The sequence below is a fragment of the Faecalicoccus pleomorphus DSM 20574 genome (assembly GCF_000420345.1).
Taxonomy (GTDB): domain Bacteria; phylum Bacillota_I; class Bacilli_A; order Erysipelotrichales; family Erysipelotrichaceae; genus Faecalicoccus; species Faecalicoccus pleomorphus.
The window spans coordinates 1-14053 of record NZ_ATUT01000012.1 but is presented as its reverse complement, the minus strand read 5'-3'; the positions used below and the strand labels follow the sequence as shown (position 1 = coordinate 14053).

At 34.5% G+C, this 14053-nt stretch carries 13 protein-coding genes; 1 reads left to right on the top strand and 12 read right to left on the bottom strand.

What is annotated here, in order from left to right; genetic code table 11:
- Positions 1 to 20 precede the first annotated feature (20 nt).
- The 12 genes from G413_RS0106345 to G413_RS11110 all read right to left on the bottom strand — a co-directional run bounded on the left by G413_RS0106345 (position 21) and on the right by G413_RS11110 (position 13115).
- On the bottom strand, positions 21 to 554 hold the full coding sequence (locus G413_RS0106345) for a helix-turn-helix domain-containing protein (protein ID WP_022790082.1): 534 nt from the start codon (positions 552 to 554) through the stop codon (positions 21 to 23).
- A 399-nt stretch (positions 555 to 953) separates the two neighbouring features.
- Positions 954 to 1700, bottom strand: coding sequence for an SDR family NAD(P)-dependent oxidoreductase (locus G413_RS0106340; protein WP_027969093.1), 747 nt, complete (start codon positions 1698 to 1700; stop codon positions 954 to 956).
- Positions 1701 to 1721: 21 nt separating this feature from the next.
- Positions 1722 to 2279 (bottom strand): elongation factor P, encoded by a 558-nt coding sequence (gene efp, locus G413_RS0106335; RefSeq protein ID WP_022790080.1) that lies wholly within the window; start codon positions 2277 to 2279, stop codon positions 1722 to 1724.
- 72 nt (positions 2280 to 2351) lie between these two features.
- Positions 2352 to 3581: a nicotinamide riboside transporter PnuC gene (pnuC, locus tag G413_RS0106330; protein WP_022790079.1), complete on the bottom strand. Its 1230-nt coding sequence runs from the start codon at positions 3579 to 3581 to the stop codon at positions 2352 to 2354.
- A 149-nt stretch (positions 3582 to 3730) separates the two neighbouring features.
- Positions 3731 to 4435 (bottom strand): pseudouridine synthase, encoded by a 705-nt coding sequence (locus tag G413_RS0106325; RefSeq protein ID WP_022790078.1) that lies wholly within the window; start codon positions 4433 to 4435, stop codon positions 3731 to 3733.
- A complete protein-coding gene (locus G413_RS0106320; protein WP_022790077.1) occupies positions 4420 to 5763 on the bottom strand; it encodes an RsmB/NOP family class I SAM-dependent RNA methyltransferase in 1344 nt (447 codons plus the stop codon). The genes G413_RS0106325 and G413_RS0106320 overlap by 16 nt, the downstream gene beginning before the upstream one ends.
- Positions 5764 to 5945: 182 nt before the next feature.
- Complete coding sequence (locus tag G413_RS0106315; protein WP_022790076.1) at positions 5946 to 6959, bottom strand: alpha-hydroxy-acid oxidizing protein; 1014 nt, start codon at positions 6957 to 6959, stop codon at positions 5946 to 5948.
- Positions 6960 to 6962: 3 nt separating this feature from the next.
- Positions 6963 to 7445: a GNAT family N-acetyltransferase gene (locus G413_RS0106310; protein WP_022790075.1), complete on the bottom strand. Its 483-nt coding sequence runs from the start codon at positions 7443 to 7445 to the stop codon at positions 6963 to 6965.
- A gap of 196 nt (positions 7446 to 7641) precedes the next feature.
- On the bottom strand, positions 7642 to 9507 hold the full coding sequence (locus G413_RS0106305) for a DUF2075 domain-containing protein (protein WP_022790074.1): 1866 nt from the start codon (positions 9505 to 9507) through the stop codon (positions 7642 to 7644).
- On the bottom strand, positions 9504 to 9818 hold the full coding sequence (locus G413_RS0106300) for a nucleotide pyrophosphohydrolase (protein ID WP_022790073.1): 315 nt from the start codon (positions 9816 to 9818) through the stop codon (positions 9504 to 9506). The genes G413_RS0106305 and G413_RS0106300 overlap by 4 nt, the downstream gene beginning before the upstream one ends.
- Before the next feature lie 43 nt (positions 9819 to 9861).
- Positions 9862 to 10254, bottom strand: coding sequence for a (deoxy)nucleoside triphosphate pyrophosphohydrolase (locus G413_RS0106295; protein ID WP_022790072.1), 393 nt, complete (start codon positions 10252 to 10254; stop codon positions 9862 to 9864).
- 11 nt (positions 10255 to 10265) lie between these two features.
- Positions 10266 to 13115, bottom strand: coding sequence for a DUF3427 domain-containing protein (locus G413_RS11110; RefSeq protein ID WP_022790071.1), 2850 nt, complete (start codon positions 13113 to 13115; stop codon positions 10266 to 10268).
- Between the two features lie 707 nt (positions 13116 to 13822).
- Between G413_RS11110 and G413_RS0106285 the strand changes: the two genes are divergently transcribed.
- Positions 13823 to 14053: transposase (locus G413_RS0106285; protein ID WP_022789467.1), on the top strand; the 231-nt coding region annotated here is incomplete at its 3' end.

The window sequence follows — 14053 nt, the reverse complement described above, 5'->3', positions numbered from 1 at the left end:
TCTGTCAATTCCCCTTTCTGTTAAAACATCGGTGGTGTTGCAATCCACAATAGAACCGCATCTTTTTTGCCTTTGTTTCGAATAAAATGGCTTCGTGCTCCGTTCAGATAAAATGTTTCTTTTGCCTTCATAGAATACACTTTTTTACCGATGACAAGCTCTACCTGCCCATTGAGTACATAGCCAAATTCCTGACCTTCGTTTGCCTTCATAATAAAGGAAGTACATCCAGGATGAATCGTGATGCGTATAGGCTCCATTTCATTTTTCTGTGCATTGGGAACGATCCATTCAACGGTATGCTCATCTCTTTCGTCCACAAAGAAATCATTTTTACCAAAGGTGATTTGTTGTTCCGGTGTAGATTGAAAAAACTCACTTAAATTTGTACCTAGAGCTTCTAATATATCTTCTAAGGTAGAGATACTAGGTGATGTCAAATCTCTTTCTAACTGCGACAAAAATCCTTTGGTCAGTTCACTGCGGGAAGCTAGTTCTTCCAGTGTCAGACCATTACGTGTTCTTAATTCTTTGATTTTGGCACCTATCTTCATGATATCACCTCTTTGTTTTCTGATACTAAACTTTTAGTTTATTTAAAGAAACAAAAATATTATACATGGTTTAAAGAAGGAATCAATACAAAGATGAAAAAAATGCACAAAAAGTGCATTTCTTATGTGATAATTCATTTGTTGGGATCATTTAATGTTTTAATTCGTACATCTATGTATAGTCATCATCAAGTCAACATTTCTATCCCTCGCTCTATGAGAGAGTGCGACGTGGTGTGTTGTTTGTTTAGATTGAATTTAAAAAGAAATAGAAAAAGTTTTTATTCAAAAAGTATTTTCTCAATTTGTTTGAAATTTAACTCAGTTATACTCGAAACATCAAAATTTATAGACAAGAAATCTCAATCATTAAAAAGTTTGATATATCCCATCTTCGTTTTAGCAACTGCCTACCTGGCCGCCATCGATTCGTATGACAGTATTGTTTATATAATCTGCTTCCTCACTGATCAAAAACTTTACAAGATAGGCTACTTCCTTTGGATCTCCATATCGCTTTACCATTATTTTCTCCACTTCTTCCTTTAAAAATTCTTCATCATAGCCATCCAACTCATTTTCTGTTCCGATAAATCCCGGCGCAATACAATTCACATGAATATAGGGAGCAAACTCAAAAGCTAAATTATGCGTTACAGAAATCAAAGCTGCTTTGGAAGCATCATAATCGATACACATCGGATAATATGTATTGATCCCATTTGTAGAAGCAATGTTTATGATCCGACCATACTCCTGATCCAACATATATCGATATACACGTTTGCTGCAGTTAAAAGCACCAACCACATTCACATCCAGTGTTCGACGAAATTCCTCTGCATTCTTCAAATGAAATAAATTAGAAAGATCGATTGCCGCATTATTGATCAGGATATCAACACCGCCCAATTCTTCCTCTATTTTTGTCACCATCTGATCGACCTGTTCCACATCAGAAACATCTGCACAAATTGACATGCAACGCACTCTATAGGTTTGCACGATTTCTTTTTCTAAAGATAGTGCTGCTTTTTTTGAAGTCAGATAATTGATCACGATATCATATTTATTTTTGGCTAATTCCAAGGCGATAGCTCTGCCGATACCACAAGCCCCGCCGGTAATTAAAACAACTTTGTTCATAATGTGAAAAAGAAGAGCCAATTAAGCTCTTCCTGCATACTTCCCATCCGTTGAGAATACAATGATTTTTTCGCCTGGTTCGATGAACTGTGGAACTCGCAATGAAAGTCCTGTATCGGTCACTGCATCTTTGGTCTGGTTAGACGGTGCTCCCTTGATGGCCGCATCTGTTTCAGCTACTGTCAATTCAACTTTTTCCGGAACGGATACAGATAACAAGTCCCCTTCAAAGAACATCAGAGAAACTTCTGCCCCTTCCACGATAAAATATTTATTGAATCCAACCTGATCTTCACTCAGTTCATAAGTATCGTATGTTTCCATATCCATAAAATAGTAAGTATTATCGGCCTGGTAAGAGTACTGTGCTGTCTTCTTAGAAATTTGTGCCTGTTCAAATTTTGTTGAAGCGTTAAAATTTCGTTCTTGTGTATTGCCTGTTTTTAAGTTTTTCATCTTTGTTTTTAAGATGGCAGCTCCCTTTCCCGGTTTTACATGTTGAAAATCTAAAACCTGCCATGGATCTCCATCTACGATCAATGTTAATCCTGTTCTAAAATCTCCTGCAGAAATAGCCATAATTTTCACTCCCATTTCTTATTTTCTACATAGTTTATTGTATCAGTTCTAAATCATATCCTCAAGAATTTATCAGAAGATCGATAGTTTCTCCTGTTCCTGATGGGATTTGATATATTTGCTCCATTTAATATATCCGTATGTTGTATTGGTAAAGTATCCCAGTTTTAGGATCAACAACACGTACTGTCCGGAAATAATGTTGATCACTGCTTCTAAAGCCGCACAAATATACCAGGCAATCCATTGTTCTCTGAATCTGAAAAAGATAAACAATCCATTGGCAATACCCACAGCCGAGGCACAAGCATCAATATAGACAACCGCTGTTTCCAGTGTTTGGTTATGATAGAAATCCGTTGTGATATCCAATCCACTGATAAAGTATCCAATGACTACTGTCCATACGATAATTCCGGCAATCACCAGCACTTCCTGCCATCCTTTTAAGCGGCGAACAACCGTTAATTCACTTTCTTTTTCATCCTTATGCCTTGACCAGTTGATGTAACTGATGATGTCGATCGGCAACCAGAACAACAATGTCGTTGCCAGTGTCGCAAAACGATACATCAAGACTAGAGACATGACAATTTCGGTGATTTCCACTAACACTGAAACCAAGAAATTATACCTGGATTGTTTTGATATTAGAAGTTCACACAAAATATTTAAGAACGTATCTAACAGATACAACAACATGATCAATATTCCATTGATTCCATTTGCACTTTCTTCCGGGAATAACACAGAGAATATGGTAGCCAACACCATGATTGACATAAACCAAGATTTCTCATAGGTCGTAAATTGTCTTGAAAACAACATCATGATCAAAAGAGACAAGACCAGAATGATCGATGCATTGGCAAAGTTAAAGATCGGCATGGACTGATTGGCCATTGTCTGCTCATAAGAATACTGTGCCTCTTGTTGACTGACATCTTCATGATCAAAATAAAGCTTCGTTCCATTAGCACTTTCAAACTCATATGCAGTAATGGTTTCAGAATCTAGCTGCTCATACTCTTCATAAGGTAGCGTAATAACCAATTCTTTATCACCATTTCGATATGTTACATCACACATCGCATTTTCTTCACCATCGTAATCTTCCAGTTCCGTATCACGTGTCATTTGCAAACTTTGAACAAATTGAAGATTGCCTACATTCGAATGCACTTTAGATAATCCTACTCCATACGAAACAATAGACCCTATGATCAATAGAATTAGGACAATTATTTCGAAAGTCTTTAATTTTTTATTTGGTTCTATATTTTTTTGAAAAAACTGAATCATACAAAATCTCCCTCCGTTGAATTCAATAAAAACTCTCCTAAACACAAAATGCGTGGTTATTATAATTGATTTAGGAGATTTTGTAAATTTTTAGAACCCCTATTGGATTTATATAAACATCAAAATTTACATAAACATTAAATAAATATTTAATCGTTGTGTGTTTTTAACAATTCTATCTCCTCCGGTGTAAGCGCTCTAGCTTGGCCAATTTCTAGGTCTTTGAGTTCCAATGGTCCAAAACATACTCTTTGTAAATACGTTACTTCACAACCTACCTTTAGAAACATTCGTTTCACTTGATGGAACTTTCCTTCACTGATTGTCAAATACGCTTTATCTTGATCTAAAACCTCCAATTTAGCAGGCTTGGTAATAAAGTCATCTAAGTCCATAGGTTGAGCAAAGATTTCAACAGCATTTTCCGGCAAGGTTCCTTCAAACTCTGCATAATACTTTTTCAAAACATGCTTTTTGGGAGACAAAAGCTCATGGGTGAGCTGTCCATCGTTACAAACCAACAATAAGCCTTCCGTATCCAGGTCAAGACGACCAACAGGATAGAGATCATTTCGAATACTTGGGATTAATTCCATAACTGTAGGATGCAAAGTATCTTCTGTTGCACTGACATATCCAGCCGGCTTATTTAAAATATAATACTCATAACGAACATAAGAGACGGGTACATCATCCACATAAACCGTTTGGTCTTCTTTAACTTGAAAATCTGCTTTTTTAATGGTTTTACCTTCAATCGTCACCCATCCGTTTTTGATGATGTTTTTAACTTCATTTCGAGTTCCATATCCCATATGGGAAAGAAATTTATCCAGTCTCACTGCCAACGCCATCCTTTCGCATATTTATTTTTTATGATTCCTTTATCTATCTTTCCAAAACCTAATGGATATCCATCTACACAAACTAAAATCCATCCTTTTGATGTAGTATCCTGATCTTTGATATCAATCGTTTCCCCTTTTAAATATTTAATCACTCTTGGATCATCCACAGATAAATCTGCCGTATTCTTAAATTCCTCTTTTTTAAGGGCAAGGGCGAATGCCTGACTTGGTTCAAAATGGTTTTTTTTGATTCCCCCACAAATTAGACCAGAACGTAATAAACGCCACCTTTTCTGTTCAGAAAGCTGTTGAGGACTCCAGATGATCTTATCGTTTTTGATCGAAAAGCACCCTTTAGAGAAATCAAAGGAACACATCTGTAAAAATTCTTTAAAAGATTCCGGTAAGGAAATGTTCTCCTTTTTGCAGATCTTTTTAGTAGCATCCCCCTCTTTTTGTAACAGAGCCACAAAGTGCCCTTCTCCTTTTATTTTATGAGGATAGAGTCGCACACATTCTTCCATGCCAACGCCACTTGCAAAGCCTGGCATTTTAGAAATAGGAACTAGATGCAGATCGGAATGTCGCTGCAATACATCCTGAATGACTTCTTCATTTTCCTTTATTGAGAAAGTGCATGTCGAGTACACGATTTTTCCTCCCGGTTTCAACATGTCTACGGCACAGGAAAGAATGTCTTTTTGAATGGGTGGATAATACGTATCATCTCTTTCTTGCCAGCTGCTGATTAAATGCGGCTCTTTTCGAAACATCCCTTCTCCGCTACACGGTGCATCCACTAAAATCTTATCAAATGTTTCTTTAAATCGTTTTGAAAGATCTACAAGATCTTCGCTACATACCCAAGTATTGTAAGAGCCAGACAATTCAATGTTTTTGATCAATCCCTGACAGCGCGATGTACTGATATCATTGGATAATAATAAACCAGTATTCTGTAATTTAGCTGCCAGCTCTGTACTTTTTCCACCCGGTGCAGCACAAGTATCTAACACATATTCACCTTCTTCTATCGGCAAAACTTGTGCCGGCAACATGGCCGAAGGTTCCTGAAGGTAGTATAAACCGGCATAATAATATGGATGCTTGGCAGGCTTTTGATTGCCTTGATAATAAAAGCCATTATCTGCCCAGGGAATTGGTTTTAATTGAAAAGGAGATATTTTCAAAAAGTCTTCTACACTGATTTTGTTTGTATTGATGCGCAAACCATAATAGCGTTCTTGTTCAAAACTTTGCATATAAGCTTCAAATTCATCTTTAAGAAGCTCTTTCATCTGTTGTATATAGTTTTTCGGTAATTGAATTGACATAACATATCTCCTTTTTTGCACCTCATTATAGCATATACGAATTCATATGTTCTATGAAGAGATATTTATATCTTTTGGGAAAAGATGTCTGTTTATCTTCAGTGAAATTTGCTTCCTACCTTGAATATTGTAAAAAAAAACTATAACGATTGATTCTTCATTTCAAACGTTATAGTTTCTCATTATCGTACCATATCGCGTGTGATTTCCTGAATTGTAGATGCGCCGCACATTTCCATCGTATCTATCAGTTCTTGTTCCAGTTGATCAACAAGTGCCTTGACGCCTTCCTCTTGTGCACCATAAATCATATTCACAAAAGGTCGAGCAATCAAAACACCATCCGCTCCTAGTGCCAGCGCCTTAAAAATATCTTGCCCGTTGCGAATACCTCCATCAACCAGAATGGTCATATCTTTACCTACAGCTTGTACGATTTCTTCTAATACATCGGCCGTAGCTGGCGTATCATCTAAAACACGACCACCGTGATTGCTGACAACGATGCAAGAAGCGCCTGCTTCTTTAGCCTTTAAGGCCCCTTTCACACTCAAAATTCCTTTCACAATAAAAGGTACATTGATTTCCTGCACGATTTCTTTTAATTCTTTTACATTTTTTCTTCCTGCCGGTGGTACAAACCCTTTTAAGAATGGTAAACCGGCTGCATCAATATCCATGGCGATGGCCAAAGCACCGGCTTCTTTAGCCAGCTTTAATTTTTCGACCACCATTTCTTTAGCCCATGGTTTAATAGTAGGAACACCGATTCCATCATTTTCCTTGATGTTTTGGGTTGCTCCGATCATGATCTGATCATCCATTCCATCGCCGGTAAAAGCCATAATTCCGGCATCTTTACAGGCTTTGATCAGCACTTTGTTGTAGGTTTGATCCACATAAGCATCTCCGTAATGCATACTTACAGCACCTACCGGTCCTGCAAACACTGGTAGGCGGAATGTATGGCCAAATAGATTCGTCTGCGTTGATACCGGTGTATTTTCACAAATCGTATCCATCACAAGATGAATATTTTTCCAGGCATCATAATTTCGAATGGCGACCGTACCGCTACCTTTTGCACCGGGCCCCGGTATCGTATTGCGGCAAGCTCTTCCATTACAAACCGGACATGACTTACATAAATCATTCATATTCTCTCTGGATTTTTGTAATATTTGTTCTACCTTCATCTTTTAAAGTCTCCTTATCATTTGATACCACTGCACATCACCATGTACGGAAGAAGATAAGCCTTGATTTTCAAATCCTAAATGTTCATAAAATGGAATTTTTTCTTCTTTACATGTCAATATGATGGCTTTACGTCCTTGTTTTTGCGACTGTTCTATTATATATCGAATCAATAAGGAAGCATATCCTTTTTTACGATAAGCCGGTAATGTGTTGACACCAAAGATCATCTGTATCTTTCCTGATTCATTATGCAGTTCTGCCTTTTCATACATTTCATCCGTTAGCGTTTCTTCATCCGTGCAGAATCCGTCAACAAAGCTGATAATTTCTCCATCTTTTTCTAATAGCCAAAAATGCTCGGGATAATAGGTCAGTCTTTGTTTAAACTGTTCTCTTGTACATGCCTGTTCTGGTGGAAAACACTCGTTTTCAATGGCACTGATTTCTTCAATATCCTGCATGGATGCGGTACGTATATTCATAAGATCCCCCTTCGATAAATAAGCTAAATATATTTATATTCGTGTCAAATAAAAGCTAAAACCTTACTAATTTAAACTAACTAAAAGCAAAATAAACTAAATCATTTTGTTTATCTAAACACTCAAAGTATAGCTTTTTCTCTTATTTTAGTAGAGTTACAAATATAGCCAATTTATATAGAACTCTAATAACTGCCTATTTTCCTGATTTTGCCAATCTCATTTTCAAATACTCTTGTAGCTTTTCATCAACACAGTAAATGTAACACCCCTTTTGCCCACGTGTTAAAAGCGTACGATATGTATTTTTTATAATACGATCTGCAATTTCTTCCGCTTTTTTCGGATTATTCTTATGCATTCCTTTCAAACCTTTAATAGATTGATCCGTTTTCGCCCTTTTTGTGAAATCTGTAATTATTCCATGATCATAACGTAAATCATCCCCAATAATAACTCCAACATAATCAAATTCTAATCCTTGACATGTGTGAATACATCCGATTTCATGAACTGATTCTGGATCAATTGCCCATGTATTTGAAGCTCCCAAATTCCAAGACATTCCAAAATCTTCTATTTGAATATCATAGACATTGGTATTATTTTTACCACTAGATATCCAATTCCAACAATATCCTGCCACCATTCTAGATTTATTATTGGTTTTATTTTTCTCTAAAATCAAATTATATACATCTTGAGGTGTGTCACATATGCGAATATCATAATCCCAATCAAACTCATCGATCGATTCTGTATTGATTTCTAAAACGTTATCGATCCAAGAAAGATAAGAATCACTCCCATTGCACCGAAATTGTGATAATAATGTATCTTCATATATTTCGGCATTAAAATAGTTGCTCCATTTCTTGATTTCATTCGTACTTCCAATATCTTTAGTCGTCACCATCTGAAAATCATCTACAAAGAAAATGCTTGTTTTGGATGCATGAATTATTTCCTTAACTTGATTTTCACCTTTATTTTGAAACATTCCCGACTTTTCATTTAGTCGATGCGCTTCATCTACAATTAAACAATCAAAATCATTGTTTTCCGATTCAGTAAATGAGCCCGATCCTTTAAATAAATTATCTATATACGCTTTTCGATATTTACCATCTGTCAGTTTTTTTCTATAAACTTCTCTTGGTGCTGAATTCTTTGTAATATACATTACATTCTGACTTAAATTCAAAATAGAAACTAATAAATTAATAGCCAAAACAGATTTACCTGTACCAGGTCCCCCATGAATTATATATACTTTTTTCCTTTTTGTTTCTTTTTTCGAAATTTCAATTGCTTTTTCAAAAACCACTTTCTGTTCATCGATTAGAGTAAATTCTTGATTTCCTTTTAACATAGAAGTTAAACTGTCCTGTAAGGACTTACTAGGAATAATTTTTCCATTATCGATATGATATAAAACCTCAGGATTTCCCTTCTTAATATATTTTGCGATAAAAGAAGCTAGTTTATTTGTATCCCCTCGTGTAAATACTGGGGCCTTTTCCATATAATATTCATAACAAGAAGCGGTTAAATCATCTTCTTCTTGCAATCTATAATTGTGCAAATAAGCACATGGCTGTAAAAAAATCTTATATTTTCGCACATCTTCGTTATAGTCTTTTATCAAAGAAACATATGACCAAGCTTGATAAGATGGATGGCTAGTTTCTGTCAATCGCCCTTGTAATGGTGTTTTCACGATTGCATCTTTGGTCTCTACTTTTTCCACATGCTGCCATTGTTTTAGCTCGATTACTACAGCACTTTCTCTATGACATGAGTCTTCGCCGCAAATGATAAAATCTACTCGTTTATTTGAATTTGGAATTCTATATTCTATGGCTATCTTACTGTCTTTTGGAATTCGCTTATCTTCCATCACTTTATACATATATTGCATAGAGTTCATCCAAGATAGAAACTCATTATAGGCAGTTTTTTTGTGTAGCTTTTCTCTAACTTTTTCCTCGATTTTTTCTTCGATTAAATCCAGTCGCACATCATCTAAAAACTGTTGTTTCGTTTCTTGATAAACAATCATAATTCGTTATATTTTTTAGAATTTCCTTTTGCCTTATCGACTGGATATTTTTGCCTATTTTTCTCTAATTTCTCTAATAAAATTTTTTGTAAATCTACACCTAATCGATCTGCCATCAAAATACAATAATTTACTACATCAGCTAACTCTTCACACACGTGTTCTTTATCATATTCAGAATCCCATTGAAAACATTCTAACAACTCTCCTGCTTCAATCGAAATAGATTTCGCCAAGTTTTCTGGAGAGTGAAATTGATCCCAATCTCGTTCTTGGTTGAACTCTAAAATCTCTTTTATCGCCTGTTGCATTTTTATCTCCTTTAAAACCAATGTATCTAATTTCAATATCAAATCATAACAATTCTTCAATCCTATCAATAAGTCCTAAATCTGCAGGAAGCCACTCTACTGAATGTATCGTTTCCTTAGTCAACCATTTCGATGCTTCATGTTCTTTTAGAATTAAATCACCTTTTTTTATTCCGGCCCAAAAACAATGCATCTTTAAATGGAATGTAGGATAGTCATACTCTACAATATCAATTAATTTCCCTACTTCTATTTCTGTATCCAATTCTTCTTGTATTTCTCGAATTAAAGCTTGTTGAGGTGTTTCACCTGATTCTATCTTTCCACCAGGAAATTCCCAACCATCTTTAAACTCACCATAACCACGCTGTGTCGCAAAAATCTTATCTTGATCTCGTATTACAGCTGCCACGACTTCTACTATTTTTCTTTCCATTTTTCCTTCCTTTATGAATTTACAATATAATCATACAAATCTTCTTTTACAGGTGTCTTAAGCTGATACTCTATTTCTACTGCTGTAGAATCAGTATTTGGCATAACAAATTCTTTGTACGAACCTGTAGGGATAATTTTTCCCATATAATAAAATTCTTTCGATATTTTATCATCTTTATTCTTACGAATAAATAATTCCATATCTACTCCCCTTTTTTCGGAGTTTAATGCGGTTTGCACATCATCAGAGCTAACAGTACGATTTGACTTTGAAATCGCAATTAACTTATCCGGAGAGACTAAGTGATCTTCGTACTTTACTGTATCCGCAATCCCTTCTTCTTTATCATAATTGATAAATACAGGATACGTATTTGTATTTTTATCGTACTTATATCCACCAATATTTAACGGAACCTCTCCCTTTTCCCACTCTAAAAGACGACAGACATCTTCATAGGTGTATTTAGAATATAGTTGAAAAGATGTGTTTTCATAACGTCGACTGTATTCCTGATGATTTCTATATAATCCGAATTGTACAACCTCATCGACTTGTTTTTTAAATTCCTTGTTTTCTAACAAGCTAGCAAATACATTTGATATCCGATAATCTTCTCCATCCGATTGAATGAAAATACATTTCGCATATGTCTTTTTCCCGCTTCCTGTCGCAAATTCATTAGTTAATAAATTAATTAAATTTACTTTTGTCTGTTCTGTCATTTCAATTTGATATTGATCTTTTAGTGCCTCTTTTAAATAAGAAAATAAATTTTCCCCTTGATAAATTAAATGATGAATGGCTAATAGCTCATGTGGCCTTTTACCAGAAGCAAATTTTCTGGAGATGAATTCTAAGAACTTTTCTTCTAATAGTGTAAAAGATACCTCATATTGTTTCTCATATTTTTTTAAAAACATATGATAAGAACCCAAATTCTTATTATCAAATATACGTAAAGGATCAATAGACCCAAAAACGTCAAAATCCATTAAATTTGGCATCCTACCCAACTTATACTTTAGTTGTAAATAAGAATCTTTAATCAATCGTACGTCATTAAAGTTTGCGGTATCGATTGAGTCATAAATTCTTTTTTTCGATATTTCATCAAAATGAATTGTAGAGCTTCCCGGAATCATTTTATTTCCTTCCTGTAAATATCTTCGTATCGTATCTTTGTTATAGGAACGATCACCGGATAAGGCAATAGGAATCAAAAAGTTATTTTTATAATTTCCAATAAAATCAATAATCACTACAAACTCTTTATCTTTTGTTTTTCTTAGCCCACGACCTAATTGTTGGACAAAAATAATTGCACTTTGTGTTGGCCGCAACATTAAAACTTGATTAATTTCTGGAATGTCCACTCCTTCATTAAAAATATCAATAGTGAAAATATACTCTAAATAATCTTTTCTTGTATCACTGACTAAACGTTCAATACAATCCTCCCGATGCTCTTGTGAATCAGCCCCAGTCAAAGCAACAGACGGAATACCTCTTTCATTGAATTTTCTAGATAGCTCTTTTGCTTCTTCTTTATTACTACAGAAAATTAGGCCTTTGGGTCGATCACCCGAATAACCATAAAAATTAGCTCGATCAATAATATATTCCACACGAAGATCGCTAACTAGCTTAGAAAACTTCCGATACCCTGTTGTATCATCAAATACCTCACCATCAATTTCTAAATCACGAATTCCAAAATAATGAAACGGGCATAATAGATTATCTTCTAGAGCTTGTTGAAGCCGAATCTCATATAAAATGTTGTGATCAAATAGAGAATAGATATCAAAATCATCCGTTCTTTCAGGACTAGCACTCATTCCAAACCAATATTTAGGCTCAAAATAGTACATAATTTTTTGATAACTCCTGGCACCTGCTCGATGTACTTCATCAATTACGATCACATCAAATGCACCTTTTGAAAAATGGGACAGCGATTCATCTTTAGCCATCATCTGCATCGTTGAGAATAAGAATGTCGCATCGTATTCTTTAGAGTTTCCTGATAAAAGCCCATAGCTTCCATACTCTTTAAATACTTTTTTATAACTCTCCAACGCTTGTTTTGCGATTTGTTCTCTATGAACCAAAAACAAAACTCTTTTAGGCTTTACACTTTGTATCGCAAAAGCTGAAGCGTATGTCTTTCCTGTACCTGTTGCCGAAATTAGTAAACCTCTTTGATCTCCTCTATTATATGAATCTTGTAGATGTTTTATAACTGCCTCTTGCATTAAATTTGGCTTTAACACTTGATATTGCGCTTTTTGAGATAACGAGTTTAAGACACCTTTTAAGAACTTAGTATTACTATAGCGTTCTTGATATGTAGATTTTATCGATGCATACGGTATTGTGTTTTTTGAATTCCACAATTGGTTAAACTCATTAAATAAAGAAGTCTTATACGCATCATCTTGATCAATCACAAGATGGGTGTTCCATTCAATATTTTTTGTAAGTGCATTTAAAGTAAGATTAGAGCTTCCCATTAGAACATGATATTCATTATCAGTATCGAAAATATATCCTTTGGTATGAAAACCTAAATCCTTACCATCACAACAATACATTCTTAAATCAATGTTTGAAAATTGGCTTAATTTATCTAATGCCTTAGGATCACTAAACAATAAATAATCTGTCGTCAAAATATAGCCAGGTATTTGTTTTTGTTCTAAGGTTCGTAGCGTTTCTAATAAAGTAACCAATCCACCATAAGTAATAAAAGCTACACTAATAGAAAAAGAAGTGCATTTAGATAATTCATTTTCAACAGTTGTGAGCACTTTAGTACCTAGCAGTTTATTATTCGATACAAAATATTTTTCCATAATAAATTTCTTTCCGTTTTTATTTGCTTCTTCATTATAGCATTATTATTTATAGATCAAGGAGGAGTTTTTTCAAGAAAGATAGTATCATTTATTAAAATCTGTTTATCGTCTAAAGTATAAAATCCTGTAGGAAGTAAAGGAAACCTATTGCTTTAAATAAAGTAGTCCCTATATAAAGAGATTAAATAAGATATTAAAAATTATATGAAACTAACATTACTAATACATATTAATGACTTGAATACGGCATGTTTGCACTAGGGTTTGTCTTGATCGTCCCTGAAGATTTCTAATATTTTTTATTTCAAATTTATCATCAATGTCTGGACATTAAAAAAACCTCTGGATTCTATATCTTCCAGAGGTTTCACTATTCTTAGAACCCGGTTAAGTTCCCCAACTAACTTTGGATAAATCACAGATCCTAGTTAAATACCCAACTAGTTTGGTAATGCCCCGTTAAAGTTTGGAGAACCTAAAAAAGCCATTTAACTTTACCATTTTTGACATTTTATCGATTTTGGTAACGTTAAACAGCTTTTTAATTTTATATACTATTCGAACTCCTTATTTGTATTATCATTTCTGATATTTGATAGCATAAAATATCTTGTGTAAATTCGTTTTTCTGGAAATATAGAAAAAAAGGTATATCCTTAGTAAAATTAGTTCGACCAAAAACAATTTACGAAAGGAATATACCCATGAACTATTTTACTACATCTTTAATGAAAAACCTATTTTCTAATGACAACAATCTTCCAGCTTTTGAACAGGCTGTAACTGAACTGTTTCGTTCAGAGTTGGAGAAATCTCTCAATGAAATACTCGCATATGAGTTGACGGCTTTTCTTGATTATGAACCATACGCTAGAACCAATAACGAAAATTCTAGAAATGGTTCCTATCAAAGAAAGTTTGATACAAAATATGGA